Source organism: Ruegeria atlantica, assembly GCF_947495585.1.
Taxonomy (GTDB): domain Bacteria; phylum Pseudomonadota; class Alphaproteobacteria; order Rhodobacterales; family Rhodobacteraceae; genus Ruegeria; species Ruegeria atlantica_G.
The window spans coordinates 56,332-78,357 of record NZ_CANLZK010000008.1 but is presented as its reverse complement, the minus strand read 5'-3'; the positions used below and the strand labels follow the sequence as shown (position 1 = coordinate 78,357).

Sequence of the window (22,026 nt, the reverse complement as noted above, 5' to 3'; positions counted from 1 at the left end):
CGCGCCACCTGACGCAACCTTACCCTCGCCATGACGAACAGCGATCCGATCTGCCCGCTCTGCAACCGCCCGATCCCGGATGGGGCCGGCAGCCTGCACCATCTGATCCCAAAACTCAAAGGGGGCAAGGGCGGACCCACTGTCCTGCTGCACCAGATCTGCCATAAAGAGGTGCATGCGACCCTGACCGAGGCGGAATTGGCCCGTGAATTTAACAGCGTCGAGGCTCTGCGCGCCCATCCGAGGCTGGAGAAATTCCTGAATTGGGTTCGCAAACGCCCGCCCGGCTTTCGCTCGAAAGTTCCGGGCAAGCGGCGCGGGCGTTGATCAGCCGGGATTAACCGGGTCGCCAAACGCGTCCCGCGTCGGCGCGGCAAGCCCCTGAAACTCCAACCCGCGATAATCGGGTACATTGGCAAACCTGACGCCTTTGACGTGTTGGAACTCCAACGTTGTGTAGGGGCGTTTCCACAGCCATTCGCGATTTTCCACTGCCCACAAGTCAGCGTGTGGCGGAACATCGTCCGTAAACGCGTAAAAATGCAGATCAAAGCCGTATTGATCAATGTCTTGCACCGAAAGCAAACGCATACCGTTGGCGCGGCAAAATGCATCCTCTGCTGCTATATTTCCGGTTCGCAGGGTGATCTGGCCGATACAAGCCTGCGCAAACGGATCGCTCGGATCTGCTGCGTTTAGCGGCCGGTTGCCTTCGAAATCATGCTGAAGCAGCTCGATCACGAACCCTTCGGGGTCTTTGAGATGGCACATATACCCGATGTCCAGAAACTGCTTCGGGTCCGAAACCTCAATTCCCTTTTCGCGCAGGAAAGCGGCCGCCAGATCGACATCCGGAACGGTGATGCCGATCTTCCAATAGCGTTGTCCTGTGTCATGGGTGTATCCGCCGCCGCCAGGCATCAGCAGCAAATCGGCGTCCTGCCCCGGATAGCCGATGCGCAGGCTCACCCCCTGGGCCTGAACCGACATCCCAAGGACATCCGTATAGAATTTGGCCAGTTGTTCAGGATCGGCGACGCGTAGTCGCAGGCCAGACAGCCTCATCCGCACAGCCCGGCAATACCGGCAGCGATCTTGGGGTCGGCGGCGGTGCTATCAGCGACCAGTTCACGCGCTGTCTGCATCAGCGCATCCGGTGCCACCACCCGGTCCACCAGACCAAAGGTATAAGCCTCATCCGCGGTGATCTTTTGCCCGGCCATCAGGACCAACTTGGTGCGTGACGGCCCTATCAGCGCCGACATGCGCACAGGATCGGACGGTTGCGGCAGAAAGCCCAGCTTCATCACAGGATAAAAAAACTTGGCGGACGGGACCGCAATTCGAATGTCACAGGCGAGCACCATCCCGTTCGCGCCGCCGGCCAAAGTGCCATTCAAAGCGGCAACGGTCAGGCATGGCAGGGCAGCGATCGCACCCGACAAACGCTCCCATACGTCCGAGGTTGCAAGCCCGGCGCGCGCCTCATCCAGATCGGCGCCGGCGCTGAACACGCTGCCCGCTCCGGTCAGGATAAACGCGCGCGCCTCGGTAGCGGCTTCGGCAATCTCGGCCAATTCGGTCAACATCGCCCCGGTCAACGCGTTAGCTTTGTCGGGGTTGTTCAGAGTGACGATCCACAACCCGTCTTCTTTGTTCAGTTCGATCACGTCAGCCCAACCCTTTGTCGAATATCTTCACGCCGCAAGGAGATTTCGGTTCCCAAAAATTCTTCCGCATCGGACGTGCACATCCACAGCAGCGCCTTCGCTGGCCAATCGGCCGGGATATGATCGCTCCAATCCAACTGGCTGACAGCGTTGATGCCGCTGGTCTTGATGACCCGCTGCATGTCGGTCGCCACGGTGCCCGGTGACAGACCCATGGCGCGGATGCCGTGTATCGATTCCTCAAGATGCAGGCATTCCGTCAGCATCTTCGCTCCGGCCTTGGACGCGCAGTAATGGCTCCAGGCTTCGATCGGGTTCGAGGCCGCGCCGGATGATACGGTCAACACGGTGCCGCCGCCCGCCGCCCGCATAATGGGCAAAGCCGCGCGCATTCCGTAGAAAACACCTTTGAGGTTGATATCGATCGCCTTGTCCCAAGCCCCAACATCCGCGTTCGAAAGATGGAAGATCGGATCAATGACACCGGCATTCCCGATCAGGACATCCAAACCGCCAAAACGGTCGACGCAATCTGCCACCGCCTGTTCGACCTGCGCAAAATCACTGACGTCACATTCCAGTGCGATAGCGTTTTCGCCCAGCGCAGATGCCAATGCGGCGATCCGATCGCGGCTGCGCGCGACCAGCGCCACGTTCGCGCCCGCTGCGGCAAAAACGCGCCCTGCCTCTGCTCCGATGCCGCGGCTGGCCCCGGTTATCAGTACGGTTTTTCCCTGCATTTGGATCCTCTACCTCCATCGGTTTGAAATTGTGTGAATGCTTACCGCGCGAAAGGGTAAAGGGTCCAGTCCTTGCCCCTTGACGCCCGACGTCACAAACACGACGATGCCGGCAAAATTATCTAGAAGGGTACTGTAATGTCCGTTTTCCTTCGCCGCAGTTGCGGTGCTATTTTGGCTTATGCCGTTATCACACAAGGTGCACTTGCCGACCTGACCTCACAGGATGTCTGGAATGACTGGAAAACCTATCTGGGTCAGATGGGGTACACCGTTTCGGGCGACCAGACCGTTGCAGGAAATGTCACGACGATTGCCAACATGGCCATGTCCATGGACTTACCGGAAGAAGAGGCAACTTTTCAGATGGTCGTTCCAGAAATGACCCTGACGGAAAATGGCGACGGTACGGTCAGTATTGGTTTCCCCGAGAATTTTCCGATGACGATTTCCGGAGAGGGGGACGGCGAAAAGTTCTCGGTCAATGTCGATTATTCGCAGAGCGAGATGAACCTGGTCGTTTCAGGCTCGCCCGACGAAATGACTTACGACTATTCGGCCGACACGATAGGCATCAAGCTGGATGGTCTGAATGTTGACGGCGAAAAGATGCCCGCTGATGCGCTGGCGCTCAGCCTGAACATGACAGATCTGGCTGGCAGCTCGGTCATGAAAATCGGTGAAAACCGTGACATTGATCAGAAGTTCACTGCGGGCGGGATGACCTATGATATGGCATTTCAGGACCCGGACAGCGGCGATACCGCCAAGATTGACGGCTCGATGAGCCAGCTGGCGTTTGAGGGCACAAACGTTATCCCGTCTGAATTCGACATCTCGGACCCGCAGGCCTTTTATAAGGCGGGCTTCTCGTTCTCAGGGCTGTTCACCTACGGATCCGGCCAGAACGCGATTGCAGGCACCAGCGAAGGCGAGGCATTCTCGGTCGGAAGCGAGTCTCAGGGTGGCAAATTTGGCGCCAGCATCGACGCCGAGCGTCTTGCCTATGACATCGAGCAGAATAGCGCGAAAGTTGCAGTGACCACGGCCGACCTGCCCTTCCCGATCGAAATCGCGATGGAGAATGCCGGATTCAAGTTTGAAATCCCGGTGCAGAAATCCGAGGAAATCCAACCGTTTGGATTCGCGATGAACCTGACCGACTTCACCATGTCGGATATCCTGTGGAGCATGTTCGATCCAGCAGGCGCCCTGCCGCGCGATCCGGCGACGATTGCGCTGGACGCCACCGGAACCGCCAAGGTTCTGTTGAACATCTTTGATCCTACCGCAGTCGAAAACCTGGATACATCTGACGCAGCACCGGGCGAGTTGCACTCGCTGAAGATCAACGAACTGCTGGTGTCTCTGGTCGGAGCCAAGCTGGCCGGTGAAGGCGATTTCACCTTCGACAACTCCAACGTCTCAGAGTTCGACGGAATGCCCACGCCGACCGGCGTTGCCAAGCTTAAACTGAATGGTGCCAATGCCCTGATCGACAAGCTGATCGAGATGGGGCTGGTGTCGGACAACGATGCAATGGGCGCGCGGATGATGATGGGTCTGATGGCCGTACCGGGTGACGAGCCCGACACGCTGAATTCGGAAATCGAATTCACTGCGGATGGTCAGATCTTGGCGAACGGCCAACGTATCAAGTAACACTTCGGGAAGGCAGCACCGCTGCCTTCCCAATCCTTCGCCCGTGGTGCGAACTCCGGCACCGGGCGGATCGTGCCGAATTCCATTTCAATAGTTTGCTCAACCTAAAATAGCCGCAGGCCTTGCGAGACCGGCGGTCCAAGGCTAGGTCGAATGCACACAGACCGGAGGCCTCATGACCCGCACACCCGAAGAAATCAGCCATAACCTGCTGGACGCGGCCCGCAAAGCCGGGGCCGAAGCGGCGGATGCCATCGTTCTGGATGGCTCATCGGTATCGGTTGAAGTCCGCAGTGGCGCGCTGGAGCACGCGGAACGGTCCGAAGGCACCGACCTGGGACTGCGTGTGTTTCTGGGCAAGCGGCAGGCGATCGTCTCAAGTTCGGACAGCCGCCCCGAAACGCTGACGGCGATGGCGCAACGTGCAGTGGCCATGGCGAGCGAAGCTCCGGAAGATCCTTTTACAGGGTTGGCCACGCCCGACCAACTTGCAAAAGACTGGGATATCGCGGCGCTGGAACAATTCGACCCGACACCGGAACCGTCGGCAGATGCGCTTTTGCAGGATGCGCTGGCTGCCGAAGCTGCCGCTTTGGCAATTCAGGGTGTGTCCCAGGTATCGGACGCTGCGGCTGCCTATGGCACCCACCGCGTGCATCTGGCTGCCACAAATGGCTTTTCCGGCGGGTATTCCCGGAGCAGCCGCTCGACCTCTTGCGTTGCCATCTCGGGCGAAGGCACAGGGATGGAACGCGACTATGACGGCGACAGCCGCACGTTCCAAAGTGACCTGCGCAGCCCTGATGAGATTGGCCGCTCGGCAGGTGAACGCGCCGTTGCGCTGATTGGGGCACAAAAACCCGCGACAGGCACATTCCCTGTCCTGTTTGACGAGCGGATTTCGTCTTCGCTGATCGGTCATCTGTTGGCCGCCAGCAACGGTGCCGCCATTGCCCGTGGTGCGTCATGGTTGAAGGACAGTCTGGGAGAGCAGGTCCTGCCTGAACACCTGTCACTGATCGAAGACCCGCACCGCCCACGTATTTCAGGCTCTCGACCCTTTGACGCCGAAGGATTGCCAACACAGCGAAGGGCCGTTGTTGAAAACGGAGTGCTGACTGGTTGGACACTGGATTTGGCCAGCGCGCGGAAGCTGGGCATGACCTCGACCGGGAATGCGGCGCGTGGCGTGTCTGGCCCCCCGTCGCCCAGCAACTGGAACCTGAGCCTGACCCAGGGCACGCACAGCCGGGACGATCTGCTGCGTGACATGGGAACCGGCCTGCTGGTGACCTCGATGATCGGATCGACGATCAACCCCAATACCGGCGACTACTCACGTGGGGCATCAGGCTTTTGGGTCGAAAACGGGGAAATCACTCACCCCGTCAACGAATGCACGATCGCTGGCAATCTGCGTGACATGCTGAAACGGATTATTCCGGCAAATGACGCACGCACGTATTTATCCCGCGTGGTGCCATCGATCCTGATCGAAGGAATGACACTTGCCGGCACCTGACCTGCAACTGCTGATTGACGCCGCATTAGAGGCCGGAAAGATCGCCACTCGGTTTTCGGGGACCACGGCGCAACGCTGGGATAAACCCGACGACGCCGGCCCGGTGACCGAAGCTGATCTGGCCGTGAACGCGATGCTTGAGCAAATGCTGCCCGCAGCGCGTCCGGGATATGGCTGGCTTAGCGAAGAGACCGAGGATTCAGCTGACAGGCTGTCGAAAGACCGTGTTTTCGTCATTGATCCCATCGACGGCACCCGCAGCTTTGCCGAAGGCTCGCGGACATGGGCCCATTCATTGGCCATCGCCGAACAGGGCGAGGTGACGGCCGCTGTAATCTACCTGCCACTGCGAAACCTGCTATATGCCGCAGCAAAAGGTCAGGGTGCTACGCTCAACACCGAAAATATCCGGGTCAGCGAACTCGGTGTGTTGGAAAGCGCCCAGGTTCTGGCCGCGAAACCCAACATGCAGCCGCAACACTGGCGTCAGGGGCAGGTGCCCGAGTTCAAGCGGAACTACAGGCCGTCGCTGGCTTATCGCATGGCCCTTGTTGCACAGGGTCGATTTGACGGGATGATGACCCTCAGACCCAGTTGGGAATGGGACATCGCCGCAGGTGATTTGATTATACGCGAAGCCCTCGGCCGGTGTTCGGACCGCGCGGGGCTGCCTCTGCGATTCAACAATGCAATTCCGCGTCTGAACGGTGTAATCGCTGCGGGTTCAGGTGTTTATGGGCTACTGTCGGAACAACTCGAACCGGAAAGCCCTGGAATCGAACCATGAGCAAGTCACGCTCGTTAAGCCTTGCCGCCTATCGCGTGCTGTCGTGGGGTATGCAGAATACCGCCAGCAACGGCGATATTGCGCGCCCCGAGGGCGAGGTTCTGTGGTTGCACATAAATGCGTGGGAACGTCACCGCGCTATTGTTGATTTTTGCCAGCGGTTGCAGCAGACGCGCCCCAATCTGTCGGTGGTTCTGACCGCGCCACCTGATGCAGATCTGACAAGATGGGCCAGCAGCGGATACCCTTTGGTCAACCTGCCCGCCGAACAAACCGGGGCCGCGCGCGCGTTTCTGGACCATTGGCAGCCGGATATCGGAATATGGGTCGGGGGCGGCCTGATGCCCAACGTGATCACGCGCGCCGAGGAACGCGGGATTCCCTTGATGTTGATCGAAGCACAGGCGGACGTAAAAATCGCACGGGGCGGCCGTTGGTTGCCCGATATCACAAGATACACGATTGACTGTTTTCAGACGATCCTGTGCACGACACCGGAAATTGCCCGTCAAATTCGGCGGCTAGGCGTCGCTTCGAACAAGGTGCAAGAGGCACCGCCCCTTCATATCAGCCCAAATCCGCGCCCATGGCCCGAGGACGAGCTGATCGAGGTGAACCATGCGCTGTCTGGCCGACCGGTCTGGTTAGCGGCGTGGGTCCAGGACAAAGAATTCATCTCGGTCCTCAGCGCCCATAGACAGGCAATGCGCATGCTGCCGCGTTTGGCGTTGGTATTGCAAGTGGCCGATGTTACCGAAGCCGGACCGCTGCATCGGCGGCTTGAAGCGATGGATCTGCGCTGTACCAACTGGGATGAAAGCGGGACGATCGAGGATATGACTCAGGTGATCCTCTCCGCCGTGCCCGAGGATCTGGGCCTTTGGCAGCGGGTATCGCCCGTGACCTTCATGGGCAGCTCTCTGGAACGCGGCGCCGGGGGCGCGGATCCGCTGATCGCCACGGCGCTGGGATCAGCTGTGATCCACGGCTCGTTTGTGCACAGCCAACAACAGCTTTACGATCAGCTTGACCGGGCCGGGGCCGCGCGCACGGTCAGGTCCGCCACCGAACTGGGCGATGCAGTGGTGGAACTGTTGGCACCGGATCAGGCCGCCAATATGGCGCTGGCCGGGTGGCAGATCGTTACCGAGGGTGCGCCGCAAGCGGATCACCTAATCGACATGATTCAGGACTACCTGGACCAGCGGAGTGCAGACGATGCGAGCACCTGATTTCTGGAATACCGCGCCAGATCGGCTCGACCTGCGCGCACGGCTACTGGCACCGCTTGGGCGGCTCTATGCTGGCGCTACGGCGCGTCGGGTCGCCTCGGAACCCGGCATTAACCCGGGTGTTCCTGTCATTTGCATTGGCAACCTGAACGCGGGTGGCACCGGCAAGACCCCGACTGTGATCTGGATGATCGAGCAATTGCGCGATGCCTGGCATGAGACACATGTGGTCACGCGCGGCCATGGCGGCTCGCTCGAAGGGCCGGTGCGCGTGGACCCCGGCAAGCATACCGCGGCGCAGGTCGGGGATGAGCCCCTGTTGCTGGCGGCTTTTGCCGATGTCTGGGTCGCCAAAGACCGCGCCGCTGGCGCAAAAGCAGCCGCCGCGGCGGGTGCCACAGTCATCGTGCTTGACGACGGGTTTCAAAACCCCTCGGTGGCGAAGGATTTCTCGGTCATTGTGGTGAACGCGGCACGCGGGTTCGGCAATGGACAGTGCTTACCGGCTGGCCCGCTGAGGGAACCGGTGGAAGTCGGATTACGGCGCGCTGATCTGGTGCTGTCCCTTGGCGAAGCTGATGCCCAAATCGAGTTTGCCGAACGCTGGGGGAAAAAACTGTCCGTCCCACATGCGACCGGCGCGGTTGAGCCGCTGCAAACCGGCATGGATTGGAGCGATACGCCTGTTCTTGCCTTTGCAGGCATCGGACACCCCGAGAAGTTCTTTGCCACTTTGCGCCAGCAAGGCGCGACCTTGCTGCGGGCCGAAGCGCTGGATGACCACCAGCCGCTGACACCCGCCCTGATGACCCGTCTTGAAAACGAAGCCCGCTTGTTGCGCGCGCAAATGGTCACCACGGAAAAAGACGCCGTTCGCCTGCCCGCTGCGTTTCGCAGCAAGGTCATCACGCTTCCGGTTCGTCTGAAGGTCGATGAGGCGGACAAGATCAGGCAGATGCTTTTGCAGATCGCCCCGTCGCCCTGAAGGACGACCGGCCCGGATTGAGCCGGTCGTAAAAGCAATTAGCTGCCCAGTTCGTCTTCGATCAGCTTTTTGAAGCCGTCATAGGACTGATTCTCGACCGGCTTGCCATTCACGATGAAGGACGGGGTCGCCTGAATACCGTCGCGTTCTGCGTTTTCCTGATACCAGGCCACCAGCGTCTGCGCGCGGGTGCCGTCCTGCAGGCAGGCTTCAAGCTGATCATTGTCGATACCCGCCAGACGCCCGATTTTGCGCAGCTCGTCCACGATTTCAGCAGGACCACCGGCTTTGGTCCACTCAGACTGACCTTCGTAGATCAGGTCGGAGATGCCAAAGAACTTTTCGGGCCCGCCGCAGCGTGCAACCATCGACGCCCACAGGCCATAGCGGTCAAAGTAGACCTCGCGATAGATGAACTTCACCTTACCTGTGTCGATGAAATCCTTCTTGAGCTGCTTGTACGCTCCCGAGTGGAAATTCGCACAATGCGGGCAGGTATAGGACGCATATTCGATGATCTCGACTGGTGCGTCTTCGGCGCCCAGAGTCATCTCGACGATGGTCGAGGTGTCCAGATCGGCCTCTTGCGCCTCGGCGCTGCTAATCAGCGGATAGGCGGGGTTGGAATTTGACAGCGACAGCCAATAACCGCCAGCGGCCACGGCGACGGCCGCACAAATTCCGGTTGCAATACGGCTCATTTCTCAGCCCTTTCTCAGCGTTTTTGCTTGGATAAAACGTTACGGCCCAGACGTTCAAGGGCTGCGCGCAGATCACCATCGTGAACTTCCTGCGCAGCGCGGTCTGCCTCGGCTTCTATTTCTGGTTCGATCTTGGGTTTCGCTTGTTTCGGCTTGTGGTCGAAACTGGCCTGCCCCTCGGCAAATCCTGTCGGAGCGGTCTGGGTGATGCGCACCCGGCTGATGGCATTATAGCCATAAACCGCGTTCACCTTGCCACGCAATTGTTCCTTCTGCATCTCCAGCATCGGGGCCTGCGGTCCGGTGGTCAGAACCGTTAGCGTGGCACCAATACCACCCTTCCCGTAACCCACTTTTACCGGTCGCGCGATAGCGGCCATATCCTGTCCAACGATCTCGGACCAATGGGTCAGCAGGCGTGATACGGCAAAGCCCCGGCTTTCACCGGCGCGCCTGATCTGGTCGTTCAGCAATGTCGCGGTGCGTTTGAACCCGCGGGTCGAAGAACGTCTGCGCTGCATCTGGTTTCCAACTCCTGCGCCGCTATTGTAAAGGGCAGGACAACAGGCGCCAGCGAAACCCGACAGGGAGATAGATAAAACTTGCGTGACTCCGGTGAATTTGACGTGAGCAGTGCGCTGCTGGATTGGTACGACCGCCATGCCCGCGAGATGCCTTGGCGCGTAGCCCCCGCCGATCGGGCTGCGGGTGTGATGCCCGACCCCTACCGCATATGGTTGTCCGAGGTCATGCTGCAGCAGACCACCGTTGCGGCTGTGCGCGACTATTTCGTGCGGTTCACAACCCGTTGGCCGACAGTTCAGGCACTGGCCGCCGCCCCGGATGATCATGTCATGGGGGAATGGGCAGGGCTTGGCTATTACGCGCGTGCGCGGAACCTTCTGAAATGCGCCCGGGTCGTTGCCGAACAACATGGTGGAACGTTCCCCGATACCTACGACGCGCTCCTCAATTTGCCGGGAATAGGTCCCTACACCGCCGCTGCAATTTCCGCCATCGCCTTCGACCGACCCGAAACCGTGTTGGACGGCAACGTGGAACGGGTTATGGCCCGACTTTTCGACATTCACGACCCTTTGCCCGGTTCAAAACCGCAACTGAAAAAGCATGCGGCTGCACTTACGCCTGCCACGCGACCGGGAGACTATGCGCAGGCGGTCATGGACCTAGGGGCAACAATCTGTACACCAAAATCTCCGGCCTGCGGTATCTGCCCGGTGCAAGCCCCCTGCGCCGCTCGCGCCGCTGGAACGCAATCCGATTTGCCCCGCAAGACTCCAAAAAACCCCAAACCCACGCGATACGGCCATGTCTATATAGCCCAAGGCGACAACGGAGCCTTTCTGATGGAACGTCGTCCCGACAAGGGGCTGCTGGGTGGTATGCTGGGCTGGCCGGGGTCAGAATGGTCAGACGGCCCGGCCGAGGCACCGCCCTTTCCGTGCGAATGGCAGGTGCTGCCGGGTGAGGTACGCCATACATTTACCCACTTCCACCTGATCCTGCGCATCTGGACGACCATGCTGCCGGTCGGCTGGTCGCATGACGATCTGATTGTCATGGAAAAACACGCTTTCCGCCCCAGTGATCTACCTACTGTTATGCGCAAAGCGTATGATCTCTGGCGCTCGACGTAACCCATTGTGTGGCATTGCCGGGTGGGGCTAGTCTGCCCACAGTTTCTCGGAGCGAAGCGATGATCGCATCAAACAGTTTGTCACGCTGGCAAGCGATATTGCCCTTCTGGGTGTCCTTCCTGCTGATCCCCGTCATCTGGCTTACCGCCGTTGCCGGAGGCTGGTGGGTCTTGCTTGTGCCTCTTTCGACTTGGTGGGCGTTTGCAGTTCTGGATCGGTTAACGGGGCTGAACCTTGAAAATGCCGATCCGGCCACGCCGGACGGCGGTCTCAAATGGTACATTCTGCTGACCAAGTCATGGGCCCCGGTTCAGTTTCTTACGCTGTTTGGGTTGCTCTGGTACGCCACTCATACCGATCACCTGTCTGTTCTTAGCAAGATTGGGTTGTTCTTCGGGATGGGTGTGATCTCGGGCACCATCGGGATTAACTACAGCCATGAACTGATGCACCAGAAAGGGCAGTCAGAACGTTGGCTGGGTGATATTCTACTGGCCATGGTGCTGTATTCTCATTTCCGGTCCGAACACCTGCTGGTCCACCACCGCTACGTCGGAACACCACGCGATCCGGTCACTGCGCGGTACAATGAAGGGTTTCACCGCTTCTATCCACGCGTTCTGTGGCAGTGCCTTGCGTCCGCCTTTCACGCAGAACGGGACAAGCTGGCGCGCAAGCAACGTCCGTGGACCGACCTGGCGAACCCGTTCTGGCGCTATTGGGCGTTTCAGGCAGGTATGCTGGCGTTGGCTTTCGTGGTCGGGGGATGGCAGGGCGTTGCCCTGTTCCTGGTGCAGGCGGGCGTCGCCATATGGCAGCTGGAACTGGTGAACTACGTCGAACATTACGGCCTGACCCGCAAACACCTTGGCGATGGCAAGTACGAGCATGTCCAGCCGCGCCATTCGTGGAACGCCTCGCAAAAAGCATCGAACTGGCTGCTGATCAACCTGCAGCGTCACTCGGACCATCACTACAAACCCAACCGACGCTTTCCGCTGCTGCAGCATCATTCGGAAGATGCGGCTCCGCAACTGCCCTATGGCTATCCGGTTATGACCATCGCTGCGATGGTCCCACCGCTTTGGCGGCGCGTCATGAACCCCCGCGTTCGGGCCTGGCGGCGTCAATATTATCCCGAAGTCACCGATTGGAAACCGTACAACAGATCTCTCAACCCGTTGCCGCGTTCGTGACCGCAGCGCGCGCCCGCGCGCTGCCCGGCCCAACAGAATGACGCGCATCTCTGATGCGTGTCAGATCGGCGGGAGCTGCCCGTTCTACTGCGCCCAGATATCCAAAGTGCCCTGCACCCCGCGGACTGGCTGGTTTTCATGCTTCACAAAACCTGCTGTCAGGTCAGCGGCGTTATTGCCCTCCTGCATCACCTGTGCCCGGACCGCGTCACTCAGCACCACGCGAACACCAAGGTCACGCGTCATCGCTTCGAGCTTGGCGGAGACATTCACCGCATCCCCGATAACCGCAAATTCCAGTCGGTTCGCTCCGATATCTCCCAATACCACCGAGCCATAGTGAACCCCAATTCCTACACGAATTTGCGGCTCACCTGCCCGTCGCCGCTCCAGGTTCCAGCGATCAATCACATCCACCATATCGCGCGCGCAAGCCACCGCGTTACTGGCATCCAATGGGGTCGTCACCGGCGTACCGAATGTGGCCATCAAACCATCCCCAAGATATTTGTCCAACGTGCCATGATGGCGAAACACTTCGGTTTCCATTCGCGCGTGAAACCCACGCAAAACTTCGATGACTTCATACGGGTCGCGCCCGGCCGCGAATTTGGTAAACCCCACGATGTCGATGAACAAAACGGCGATGTCTTCTTTGCGAACCTGCTTGAGCGGCTCATCATTCTGGCTGAGTTCGTCCACGACATTCGGAGAGAAATATCGCGACAGGTTTGCACGCTCCCTCTCAAGCCCGGCATTTGTCATCAACAATCGATTGAGCCGCCGCATCGAGATACCAAGCGTAACCGCGACCATTAGGAATACGATCACCTGCTGAATACGCTGAGGGACCATGAAACTGTTGGGGTCCAGCAACTCCGCAACATCCGGATACCCGGCCAATGCCTCGTACACGCGCTCACTGATGCCCGGGATTGGCGTAGCCACCCACCAGGCGATGATCCAGCCTACCGTCCACATCGCCGCCGTCCACGTGCCGATAGCCACGACTGTGCGCCACGAATAGGCCAGAGTTCCCGCGGCCAGAATGATGAAGAAATACTGGAAGTTGTCGAACCGGTATTGCATTGCCAGCGGTCGAACATCATCGCTGAACGGGTTCGGCACGATCATCCCCAAAGTCATAATCAGCAAGTCGACGAAGATCAGCAAAAGCTCGACTCGTGACTGGCCCACGCTGCCAGCCCGCCGGATCAACCAACCATTGGCGCAAATCAATAACAGGATGAAGTGATACCACAGAACGTCCCAATGGGGGTTCAGGTAGATCAACAAAACGCCGGTAAGGCCCATCGCCACCCAGCGGGCGCGGACGGCAAGTTCCAACCCTTCGCGCTTGTGCCGTTCCAGCGCTGCCTCGGTGTACTTGTTGTCCAGATCATACTTGTCTGGCTGTGTCACAAAAAACCGCCCAAATCGGGATTCGCTGGCTGTGGTATCCGACATTGCCAAGGTTCCTTCCGTAAGCAGCAGGACAAGGAATCTCATATCGGAACTGAATGAAGAATAAAACAAAAGACCCCGCCGAGATCGGCGGGGCAAGGCGTAGTGCCTTGTGTCAGGCCACAGGCACCGGCGGTATTCTTGAAATCAGTTGTGCAACTCGGCCCTGATCTGCTGACGCAAAACGTCGATCGGCACCGTTTTGCCATCGCGCTTGAAACACCAGTAGGTCCAGCCATTGCAAGAGGGAGCGTTTTCCAGATGTGCCCCGACCTGATGGATCGAACCTTTGACGTTGTCGCCCACCAGCGTTCCGTCAGCCCGAACCTTGGCTTTGTGGCGTTGGTTCATGGAATAAAGCTCTTCACCCGGGCGCAGCATGCCACGTTCGACCAGCTGACCGAAGGGCACGCGCGGCTCAGCGCGCTTGCTTGCGCTGACTTCCAGCGCCTCACGGTCGAACTTGCGGACTTTGGAAATCCGTTTCTCGGCGACCTTGCGATAGCTTTCCTCGCGTTCGATCCCGATGAATTCACGGCCCAGCATCTTGGCGACAGCACCAGTGGTACCCGTGCCAAAGAACGGATCCAAAATAACATCACCGGGGTTGGTCGAACCGATCAGGACGCGGTGCAACAGGGATTCCGGTTTCTGCGTCGGATGCGCCTTGTCGCCGTTTTCATCCTTGAGGCGCTCATGCCCGGTGCAGATTGGCAGAACCCAATCGCTGCGCATCTGCACACCTTCGTTCAGCGCTTTCAGGGCTTCGTAGTTGAAAGTATACTTAGCACCTTCGCGCTTTGAGGCCCAAATCATCGTCTCATGCGCGTTGGTAAACCGCTTGCCGCGGAAATTCGGCATCGGGTTCGATTTGCGCCAGACAACGTCGTTCAAAATCCAGTATCCGGCGTCCTGCAGGGCTGTGCCAACGCGGAAGATATTGTGGTAGGACCCAATCACCCAAATCGCGCCATTGGGCTTGAGCAGACGATGCGCCGCTTTCAGCCATTCGCGGGTGAACTGGTCATAAACGCCAAAGCTTGAAAACTGATCCCAGTGATCGTCGACCGCATCAACCTGACTGTTATCGGGGCGGTGCAACTGGCCTTTGAGTTGAAGATTATACGGCGGATCCGCGAAAATCAGGTCAACCGACTCCGCAGGCAGACTGTTCATCACATCGATGCAGTCCCCGGATAGAATCGTGTTTAAAGGGAGCGCTGTTGCGCCCTTTTTGGTTGTCGTTGTCATATCTCTGCCTCAAGTTCCACGGCGCTTTTGCGCTCATTTGGTTGAGACAAGGATGAGTCAAAGTCGATTCGCCGTCAATTTCTTTTTTGAATCAGCGGCTTACGATTTACTCTTGATACAAGATATTGTGTACCGGCTTGAACGAACGCCTATGATGTGGGGTCACACCAAGTTTTTGCAGCGCTTCCCTGTGTTGTTTTGACGGATAGCCTGCGTTCTTCTCCCATCCATAGCCTGGATGCTGTTGCGCCAAATCCACCATCAGTTGATCGCGCCAGTTTTTGGCAACGATTGAAGCCGCCGCAATCGACACGGAATGCGCATCCCCTTTGACCACCGCCTGCGCTGGGATCGTCAAGCCGCGAGGGATCATGTTTCCGTCGATCAGCAGATAGTCAGGCGGCGGATCCAAGGCCGCAACCGCACGTTCCATCGCCAGATGCGAGGCACGCAAGATGTTGTGTTCATCAATCTCGGCAACCGAAGCGTCGGCAATGGCGAATTCCGCCCGGTCGCGAACGGCAGCGTCCATTGCAACGCGCCGTTTGGCCGTCAGTTTCTTGGAGTCATTTAGCCCCTCGGGAATATCTTCGGGGTTCAGGATAACGGCGGCAGCAACCACTGGCCCGGCCAATGGCCCACGGCCCACTTCATCCACACCGGCAATGCGCAGATACCCTTGCGCCACTGCAGCCTGTTCAATCGAATAATCTGGCGTTGTCATACCAACCGAAAACCGCGTTTCGCGCCCCACCGCAAGACAAAAAGAGAGGGCGGCTTGTGCCACCCTCTCCTGCGCGGCGCTTCTGTGGCACCGCTCCTGCTCGAAAGTGATTACTTGTAAACGACGCGGTATCCCTTCTGGCGCAGGCATGCGGGTTCATATGCCCGGTTCACCTTATTGCCGTTCCAGAAACCGACCTTGCACTCTTGCGGCAGGCTATTGGCATGTTTGTAGTGCTTCTTGAGGCATTTCGGAGCCAGAAGCGGGTGATTGTTCGAATAGGCGCTATACTTGCGCAGGCATTTCTGCGGCAGATCATACCGCGCGACGTGTTGCGGCAAGGGGCGCACTGGGTAACTGGGCTGGGCCACATAAGGCTGAGGCGTATAGGTCTGATGACGCGTCGTCCGGTCCTTGCGTTTTTCCTTGTTGTAGTAGTGGACCCCGGCACCGATGATCGCGATGGCAGCAAGCCCGCCAAGGATGTCCTTGGCATCCGCCGCCCGCGCCTGCGAGGCTGAGACGCCGGTGATGGTGATAGCGGTGGCAACGATAAGGGCGATGAACTTCCGGTGCATAATGCGTGTCCTTCCTGGTGTTTCGGGGCGATCCGGCACAGACCGCAAACGTGATGCCCCAACACTGGGTCCGCTCCCTTCAGACAAGCAATAACGGGCGGGTGTTATCCGATATCACCCCCCTCAAACCCCTTATGTTATTGAATATCGTGCAAACCCATGCGCAGGATGCAGCCTATGAAACCAATCCTCTCTTCTCTGGCCGTTGCGGCCCTGATATCGCTTGGTACTGCTGCGTCGGCAGAGTGCTATGCGGATTACAAGGCCAAGCAGGATAATCCACTGCGGCTGCATTACGGTGTGATGCAGGTTTCGGCCTGTGACAAAGGCCAGGCTAAGCAAGAAGCCTCAAAACGCCTCAGCGCATCGGGCTGGACATTGTTGAATGTCATGTCTGTCTTTGGGCCAGAAGGGTTGGATAAAAGGAAGGCCAATGCCGGACAATTCTATCTCCGTTACTGATACCCGGCGATCTGGCACCAGACTGGTCGGCGCAGGCATAGCGGCGATCATCCTGATTCTTGTCACAGCCGCCATCTTTCTGTTCTGGACACTGCCGGACGCCAACGCCTTTAACGCGCGTGTCGAACGGCTGTTTGTCGAAAGCGATCTGACCTCGCAGACCGAAATCCGGCTGTTGGAGATTTTGGCCCAATCCGGCACCGCCTTTGCCGATACCCTATCCAGCTATCGGATGGTGATTTTCGTATTGCTGGTCTTTGCCAGCGCCATGCTTGTGACGGCGCTGGTGTTTTTGGTGATGCTGGTCATGCTGAACCGCCGGATGGCACAGATCGAACGCACTGGCATTCAGGTGACCTCGCTGCTGATCAGTCGCGAGGAAAACACCGTCTATCTGAACAACATGGACTTCAAACTGACCCCGGCTGCGATGGAGACCCTGTCTGTCCTTGCCGAATCCCGACTGGATGACGAGGTCCTGTCCGGCGTTCAGATCGAAGCAGTGATTTCGGGCAAAAGCACCGCCGATTGTGACGAAGCCGCTGGTGCGACGCGGATAAAACGGCTGCGTGACGCCTTGGGCAATCAGATGGTCAGCGAATTGCTGGTCAAGAACATCGCCAAGAAAGGCTATATGTTGTCCATCGAAAAGGACGTGATCCAGATGGTCTGATCCAGTAGGACCGCACAGCTATCGTGCAGAAAAATGCCGAGGCTGCCCCTTGGAAAACCTCTTCACAAGGCCCATCCTATAGGGACCCCGCGCCAGGGAGGATGAAGATGAACGTCCACGCCACAGCAAGACCAAAAGGCTATGGAATCTCGGTCGAACGGTTAGATGGTAAGATTGCGATTTACCGGGACCAGACCCTTTTAGCCGAAAGCAGCAACGCCAAAGTCATGTACGAAACACGGCTGCCGCCGACGATCTACATCCCGCGCGAAGACGTGCTGGTGGATCTCAGCGACGAAACCGAGTTGCAGACTTTTTGCCCCTTCAAGGGCACCGCAACCTATCACGACGTCATTCTTGGCGGCGAACGGCTCGCCAATTCCGTTTGGGCCTATGAAGAAGCCCTGCCCGAAAGCGCTGCCATTCAGGGGCATATCGGGTTTTTACCCAATGCTTATTCCCGGATCGATTTGGGCGACAACCAACTGCAGGAACCCCAAGACGGCAATATCAGCGGCCCTTTGATCGATTGGCTGATGCGTGGGGCGTCCGCAAACAACACGCCTGAGGCGTTCACCAAAGCGCTGGCCGAGAAAATGCTGGAACACGGGATTGCCATTCAACGCCTCAGCATTCTGACATGGTCCCTGCACCCTTTGATCGCCGGCAAACACTATATTTGGCAAAAGGGCGAGGCTGAGATCTCGACCAATGTTCCGACCTATGAAATCCACGACCACCCGGCATACATCAACAGCCCGTTGCGCCATGTGTCGAACGGGCTGGGCGGTGTGCGTCAGCGGCTGAACGCAGAAAACCCCCACAACAGCTTTCCGATCATGGAAGACCTGCGGGAAAAAGGCGCAACCGACTATGTCGCCATGCCGTTGCCGTTCTCGGATGGGCGGACCAACGTTCTGACCCTGACCTGTGATCACCCGGACGGTTTCACGACCGAGAACCTTGGGCTGGTTTTCGAATGTTCGCTGGTCATCGCCCGGTTCTATGAGGTTTTCATGCAGCGCGAAAACGCGCAGGTCCTGCTGGAAACCTATGTCGGAAAACGATCGGGCGCGCGCGTTCTTGGGGGTGAGATCCGGCGTGGTGACGGCGATGAAATCGATGCTGCCATCATGTTCTGCGACCTCCGCAATTCGACCAGTCTTGAGGAACAGCTTGGGCGCGAGGCGTATATCAATCTGTTGAACGACTTTTTCGAAACCGTTTCTGGCATCGTGCATGAAAACGGCGGCGAGGTCCTGAAGTTCATAGGCGACGCTGTCCTTGCCGTGTTTCCGGCGGGCGAGGATGCGAAAGCCGCCCGCGACAATGCCCAACGCAGCGCCATCGATATCGTCGAAAAGCTGGGAGAGTTGCGCCAGTCAGGGTCCGATGCGCATTGCGATTGCTCTATCGGCGTTGCCTATGGGCGCGTGACCTACGGCAATGTCGGCTCGCGCGAACGGCTGGACTTTACCGTGATCGGACAAGCCGCGAATATAGCTGCGCGTCTGGGTGAATACGGAAAAACCAAAAACCACAGGATTGTCGTGTCAGCCGATATTTTGCCCGCCTGCGCCAACGCTCTGCCGCTTGGCGACGTCAAGCTGCATAACGTGTCGCAACCGGTCGAGTCATATGCTCTCAGAACTTCCGCGGATGCCGTTCTGAACGCTTGATTTGCGCGATCGGTTTGCATGTTTCAAAGCACTGAGTGTTGCGTTTCGGGTTGCGTTTCGAGCACGCATTCAGATCGTTCTATGCCTCACCCGCCGAGCAATATAAGTGCGGTCTGCGCGGGGGAAATGATACTTTCAAGCTGAGCAATCTGACTGCGGGCAAGGAACTGATCTGTCAGCCGCCCGACCGCGGCCTCATCCTTGAACTGGGTCAGGTCGTCGGACCCGGTCAACCCTGACAACCTGTCTTTGAATACTTCCAACTGTCTGTCGATGTTCAACTGACCAAAGCTGGACGGCAACCCAAGTGCCGTCTCCATCATGCGCCGCAGCGGTGGCAGGCTCATCAAATCGAACCATTTGGTATCTTTGCTGCCCGCCTTTTGCGCCAGATCACCCAGCGCATGCTGGGCATACAAAGCGATACGCATCGTTTCATCTGACTCGCCCACCGCGATTTCAAAACGCGACACGACATTGTCGCGCGCAATCTCCTCCATGTTGGTGATCAGCCCGGTTTTGCGTACATCGCCCGGCCCCAGCCCAAACGCCTCGGAAAACTGACGATACCTTTTGTCGGACAGTCGGTTGGACAGCGCATCCTGTGCCTTGGTCCCGTCGGACAGGATTTTCTGGATGAAGTAGCGATTATCCAGGTCAGACTCCAACCCAAAGGCGCCAAGCGCGACCTGCAACAGCCGGCGGTCGGACACCAAATCCTCTGCCGTTTGGACCTTTTTGATGTTTTGCAGAAAGTACTCGCTGTCCCTCTTGTTGACGGAGGATGAGGAAAAGCTGTCGATCTGAGCATCATAGGTGCGCTGTAAAAATCGCCAACCGACAATCCCGCCCGTAGGTATGACCGGCTGGAACGTCATTACTGGTATGCCATCAGGCGCTCTTCGCGCGGCAGCAGCGCGCGCAGGGCCTTGAGGCATTTGTAAAATTGCTGGTCCAGCAGTGCTTGGGTTGCCTCGGACAGAACTCGGCGACTGTCGGCGTCGGTAAAGACCTGGCTCAGCTCTTCGACGCGCCGCAACAATTGTTGGCGGGCCTGATCAGGTTCCATATCGCCGGACAGCACCAACTGAGCGGCGTAGCAGACGCGTCGAACCGGCGTATTTACCTGATCCGGGTGAATCGCATCCCGCAGGCGCAATACGTTTGCCTCGGGCGTCATGATCGAAAACCGGCTGCGCCGGTCGCCATTTTCAACGACTACGCCGTTGATCAAAACCCGCTCTTTCGGCGCCAATTTCAAAACCAATCCTGCCATCAGGTCGCCCCCATTTGGCGAAGGCCGCGCAGGACTGCCATGTTGATCTCTAACAAAGGTTCAACCGATGCTTTGTTCCCTAGTACCTGACTGCTGTGCTGTTCGGTAAACTCGGCCAGATAGAATATCCGCGCACGCAGATCATTGGGTAAAGCATTGTCAGAGTCGGTGACACCACTGGCCAATACAGTCCACAGGCGCCGGTTTTCATGCAGAGCCTGCACAAATGCGCCAAAATCGGACTGCTGACCGGCTGCAGCGGCCTTGAGCCTGCGTGTGATTTTCGAAATCGCTTCGTATTCAGTGTCGCGCGGGGTACGCGTTGGCGCGGCGGTCTGTGCATATGCACGTTGTGCAAGGGCTTGCGGTGTCACGTGAAATCCTTCCAGTAATCCGCCATTTGGCGGTTAGTATCGGGGCGCGTCGCCGCGCCCCGACCATGGTCCTGAACTTAGCGGAACAGAGACAAAATCGACTGCGGTGCCTGATTGGCAATCGACAGCGACTGGGTGGCCAGCTGCTGCTGAACCTGAAGAGCCTGCAGGCGTGCCGAGGTCTCCTCCATATCCGCATCGACCAACGCGCCGATCCCGGATTTGAACGAGTCCGCCAGGTTCGAAATGAACTCTTTCTGCGTCTCGATCCGACCTTGCGAAGAACCAAAAGCGGCCGATGCTTCGATCGATGTGTCGATCAGCGTTTCGATTGTGGCCAACGCTGCCGTTGCCCCTGCACCGGTCGAAACGTCAATGCCGGTCAACGCGCCAAGACCACCCGAACCCGCGTTCACGTACTGAGCCGAGAACGAGATGTCTGTGCCGGTCGCATTGGCAACGGACAAGGTGCCTGCCGTGCCCGAGTCGTAGTCGACCGTCAGACCCGAGATACCCAGCTCTTCAATCTTCGCCTTCAGGCCAATGGCAACAATATCACCCGTGGTCGCGGCAGCCGCATCCGTTGCAGAAACCGTGTAAGATACGACCTGATCGTCGATCGCCAGCACAACCTTGTCACCTGCCGCAAACGCACCACTGGATTCATCCGTAACCAGCGCAGTTGCCGAAGTTGTGCCGTTGTCAATCGTCGCACCCACACGGTCGTTGCCGGTGGAAGATCCGGTCGAGCCGTCGAACACCTGAGCTGCCGTATACCCTCCGGTCGAAAGGTCCTGACCCGCAACAGTGATGGAAGACGCGGTTACGTTGCCTGCATTGTCACGGTCAAGGGACGCGAGGATCGAAGCGGATCCGGCTGAGCCGTTAACCAGGTTGAGACCGTTGAATTGCGCGGCGTTCACCACCGAGTTGATCTGGTCCTTCAACGCGGTGACATCGTCGTTGATCTTGTCGCGATCAACATTGTCTTCCTGTGCCGCAACGATCTTGCTTTTCATCTGAGACAGCAGATCAGTGACCGTTTCGGATGCGTTGCGCGCAACCGCCACGGTGGATTCACCCAGGGCCAGGCTGTCCTTGATCGCGTTAAAGCCTTTGACATCCGATTCCATGACCTTGGAAATCGCCCAGACGGCCGAGTTGTCTTTCGCAGTCGCAACGTCTTTACCGGTCGAGATCGCGTTCCGCGTTGCCCCAAGATCTTTGTTGACCGACTTGAGAGTTTGCAGCGCAACCATGGCGCCATTGTTTGTCAGAATGCTGGACATTAGCTTTCTTCCTTTTCCGTTCGGGCCCTTTGCGCCCATGCTCACCCCGCCACTGGTGCGGGCTTTGACGTCTTTCTGATCGGTGCGATCCGCCGTCGGGCTG

Annotated in this window: 24 protein-coding genes; 11 read left to right on the top strand and 13 right to left on the bottom strand. The window is 58.2% G+C overall.

Features of this window, described 5'->3' with window-relative positions:
* Nucleotides 1–30: 30 nt before the first annotated feature.
* Nucleotides 31–327, top strand: a complete 297-nt coding sequence (locus QMP16_RS14535) for an HNH endonuclease (RefSeq protein WP_282152964.1) — start codon at nucleotides 31–33, stop codon at nucleotides 325–327.
* Here the strand turns inward: QMP16_RS14535 and QMP16_RS14530 are convergent, their stop codons facing one another.
* From QMP16_RS14530 to QMP16_RS14520, 3 genes are read right to left on the bottom strand one after another with little or no spacing between them, the layout of a single operon-like run.
* Nucleotides 328–1,065: a VOC family protein gene (locus QMP16_RS14530; protein ID WP_282152963.1), complete on the bottom strand. Its 738-nt coding sequence runs from the start codon at nucleotides 1,063–1,065 to the stop codon at nucleotides 328–330.
* Complete coding sequence (locus tag QMP16_RS14525) at nucleotides 1,062–1,670, bottom strand: enoyl-CoA hydratase/isomerase family protein (RefSeq protein WP_282152962.1); 609 nt, start codon at nucleotides 1,668–1,670, stop codon at nucleotides 1,062–1,064. Before QMP16_RS14525 ends, QMP16_RS14530 begins: the two co-directional genes overlap by 4 nt.
* The gene (locus QMP16_RS14520; protein WP_282153046.1) at nucleotides 1,667–2,416 is read right to left on the bottom strand and encodes an SDR family oxidoreductase; all 750 of its coding nucleotides are present in this window, start codon (nucleotides 2,414–2,416) and stop codon (nucleotides 1,667–1,669) included. Before QMP16_RS14520 ends, QMP16_RS14525 begins: the two co-directional genes overlap by 4 nt.
* A 132-nt stretch (nucleotides 2,417–2,548) precedes the next feature.
* Between QMP16_RS14520 and QMP16_RS14515 the strand changes: the two genes are divergently transcribed.
* The 5 genes from QMP16_RS14515 to lpxK all read left to right on the top strand — a co-directional run bounded on the left by QMP16_RS14515 (nucleotide 2,549) and on the right by lpxK (nucleotide 8,598).
* Nucleotides 2,549–4,072 (top strand): DUF2125 domain-containing protein, encoded by a 1,524-nt coding sequence (locus QMP16_RS14515; protein ID WP_282152961.1) that lies wholly within the window; start codon nucleotides 2,549–2,551, stop codon nucleotides 4,070–4,072.
* Between the two features lie 175 nt (nucleotides 4,073–4,247).
* A complete protein-coding gene (locus tag QMP16_RS14510) occupies nucleotides 4,248–5,594 on the top strand; it encodes a TldD/PmbA family protein (RefSeq protein WP_282152960.1) in 1,347 nt (448 codons plus the stop codon).
* Complete coding sequence (locus QMP16_RS14505; RefSeq protein WP_282152959.1) at nucleotides 5,581–6,381, top strand: 3'(2'),5'-bisphosphate nucleotidase CysQ; 801 nt, start codon at nucleotides 5,581–5,583, stop codon at nucleotides 6,379–6,381. The genes QMP16_RS14510 and QMP16_RS14505 overlap by 14 nt, the downstream gene beginning before the upstream one ends.
* Nucleotides 6,378–7,613: a 3-deoxy-D-manno-octulosonic acid transferase gene (locus tag QMP16_RS14500; RefSeq protein ID WP_282152958.1), complete on the top strand. Its 1,236-nt coding sequence runs from the start codon at nucleotides 6,378–6,380 to the stop codon at nucleotides 7,611–7,613. Before QMP16_RS14505 ends, QMP16_RS14500 begins: the two co-directional genes overlap by 4 nt.
* Nucleotides 7,600–8,598: a tetraacyldisaccharide 4'-kinase gene (gene lpxK, locus QMP16_RS14495; protein WP_282152957.1), complete on the top strand. Its 999-nt coding sequence runs from the start codon at nucleotides 7,600–7,602 to the stop codon at nucleotides 8,596–8,598. The genes QMP16_RS14500 and lpxK overlap by 14 nt, the downstream gene beginning before the upstream one ends.
* Before the next feature lie 38 nt (nucleotides 8,599–8,636).
* Here the strand turns inward: lpxK and QMP16_RS14490 are convergent, their stop codons facing one another.
* On the bottom strand, nucleotides 8,637–9,299 hold the full coding sequence (locus tag QMP16_RS14490) for a DsbA family protein (protein WP_108861100.1): 663 nt from the start codon (nucleotides 9,297–9,299) through the stop codon (nucleotides 8,637–8,639).
* Nucleotides 9,300–9,313: 14 nt separating this feature from the next.
* Nucleotides 9,314–9,820 (bottom strand): DUF721 domain-containing protein, encoded by a 507-nt coding sequence (locus QMP16_RS14485; RefSeq protein WP_108861099.1) that lies wholly within the window; start codon nucleotides 9,818–9,820, stop codon nucleotides 9,314–9,316.
* Between the two features lie 81 nt (nucleotides 9,821–9,901).
* Between QMP16_RS14485 and mutY the strand changes: the two genes are divergently transcribed.
* Both mutY and QMP16_RS14475 read left to right on the top strand, forming a co-directional pair.
* A complete protein-coding gene (gene mutY, locus QMP16_RS14480) occupies nucleotides 9,902–10,957 on the top strand; it encodes an A/G-specific adenine glycosylase (RefSeq protein ID WP_282152956.1) in 1,056 nt (351 codons plus the stop codon).
* 59 nt (nucleotides 10,958–11,016) lie between these two features.
* Nucleotides 11,017–12,153: an alkane 1-monooxygenase gene (locus tag QMP16_RS14475; RefSeq protein WP_282152955.1), complete on the top strand. Its 1,137-nt coding sequence runs from the start codon at nucleotides 11,017–11,019 to the stop codon at nucleotides 12,151–12,153.
* A gap of 84 nt (nucleotides 12,154–12,237) precedes the next feature.
* On the opposite strand, the gene QMP16_RS14470 is transcribed toward QMP16_RS14475, so the two are convergent.
* The 4 genes from QMP16_RS14470 to QMP16_RS14455 form a co-directional block, all read right to left on the bottom strand.
* Nucleotides 12,238–13,620 carry an adenylate/guanylate cyclase domain-containing protein gene (locus QMP16_RS14470; RefSeq protein ID WP_282152954.1) on the bottom strand — a complete coding sequence of 461 codons (1,383 nt, stop codon included), beginning with the start codon at nucleotides 13,618–13,620 and terminating at the stop codon, nucleotides 12,238–12,240.
* Nucleotides 13,621–13,764: 144 nt separating this feature from the next.
* A complete protein-coding gene (locus QMP16_RS14465) occupies nucleotides 13,765–14,868 on the bottom strand; it encodes a site-specific DNA-methyltransferase (RefSeq protein WP_282152953.1) in 1,104 nt (367 codons plus the stop codon).
* 106 nt (nucleotides 14,869–14,974) lie between these two features.
* Nucleotides 14,975–15,592 (bottom strand): ribonuclease HII, encoded by a 618-nt coding sequence (locus QMP16_RS14460; RefSeq protein WP_282152952.1) that lies wholly within the window; start codon nucleotides 15,590–15,592, stop codon nucleotides 14,975–14,977.
* Between the two features lie 110 nt (nucleotides 15,593–15,702).
* Nucleotides 15,703–16,170 (bottom strand): hypothetical protein, encoded by a 468-nt coding sequence (locus QMP16_RS14455; protein WP_282152951.1) that lies wholly within the window; start codon nucleotides 16,168–16,170, stop codon nucleotides 15,703–15,705.
* 177 nt (nucleotides 16,171–16,347) lie between these two features.
* On the opposite strand from QMP16_RS14455, the gene QMP16_RS14450 reads away from it, so the two are divergent.
* From QMP16_RS14450 to QMP16_RS14440, 3 genes are all read left to right on the top strand, one after another.
* Nucleotides 16,348–16,632, top strand: coding sequence for a hypothetical protein (locus QMP16_RS14450; protein ID WP_282152950.1), 285 nt, complete (start codon nucleotides 16,348–16,350; stop codon nucleotides 16,630–16,632).
* Complete coding sequence (locus tag QMP16_RS14445) at nucleotides 16,604–17,305, top strand: winged helix-turn-helix domain-containing protein (protein ID WP_282152949.1); 702 nt, start codon at nucleotides 16,604–16,606, stop codon at nucleotides 17,303–17,305. Before QMP16_RS14450 ends, QMP16_RS14445 begins: the two co-directional genes overlap by 29 nt.
* A gap of 107 nt (nucleotides 17,306–17,412) precedes the next feature.
* Nucleotides 17,413–18,984 carry a DUF427 domain-containing protein gene (locus QMP16_RS14440; RefSeq protein WP_282152948.1) on the top strand — a complete coding sequence of 524 codons (1,572 nt, stop codon included), beginning with the start codon at nucleotides 17,413–17,415 and terminating at the stop codon, nucleotides 18,982–18,984.
* An 86-nt stretch (nucleotides 18,985–19,070) separates the two neighbouring features.
* Here QMP16_RS14440 and QMP16_RS14435 read toward each other — a convergent pair whose 3' ends face one another.
* The 4 genes from QMP16_RS14435 to QMP16_RS14420 all read right to left on the bottom strand — a co-directional run bounded on the left by QMP16_RS14435 (nucleotide 19,071) and on the right by QMP16_RS14420 (nucleotide 21,923).
* Nucleotides 19,071–19,862 carry a DUF1217 domain-containing protein gene (locus tag QMP16_RS14435; protein WP_282152947.1) on the bottom strand — a complete coding sequence of 264 codons (792 nt, stop codon included), beginning with the start codon at nucleotides 19,860–19,862 and terminating at the stop codon, nucleotides 19,071–19,073.
* Nucleotides 19,862–20,260: a flagellar biosynthesis repressor FlbT gene (flbT, locus tag QMP16_RS14430; protein ID WP_109310643.1), complete on the bottom strand. Its 399-nt coding sequence runs from the start codon at nucleotides 20,258–20,260 to the stop codon at nucleotides 19,862–19,864. Before flbT ends, QMP16_RS14435 begins: the two co-directional genes overlap by 1 nt.
* Nucleotides 20,260–20,634, bottom strand: coding sequence for a flagellar biosynthesis regulator FlaF (flaF, locus tag QMP16_RS14425; RefSeq protein WP_282120341.1), 375 nt, complete (start codon nucleotides 20,632–20,634; stop codon nucleotides 20,260–20,262). Before flaF ends, flbT begins: the two co-directional genes overlap by 1 nt.
* A gap of 77 nt (nucleotides 20,635–20,711) precedes the next feature.
* The gene (locus QMP16_RS14420; RefSeq protein WP_282152946.1) at nucleotides 20,712–21,923 is read right to left on the bottom strand and encodes a flagellin; all 1,212 of its coding nucleotides are present in this window, start codon (nucleotides 21,921–21,923) and stop codon (nucleotides 20,712–20,714) included.
* Nucleotides 21,924–22,026: the final 103 nt, after the last annotated feature.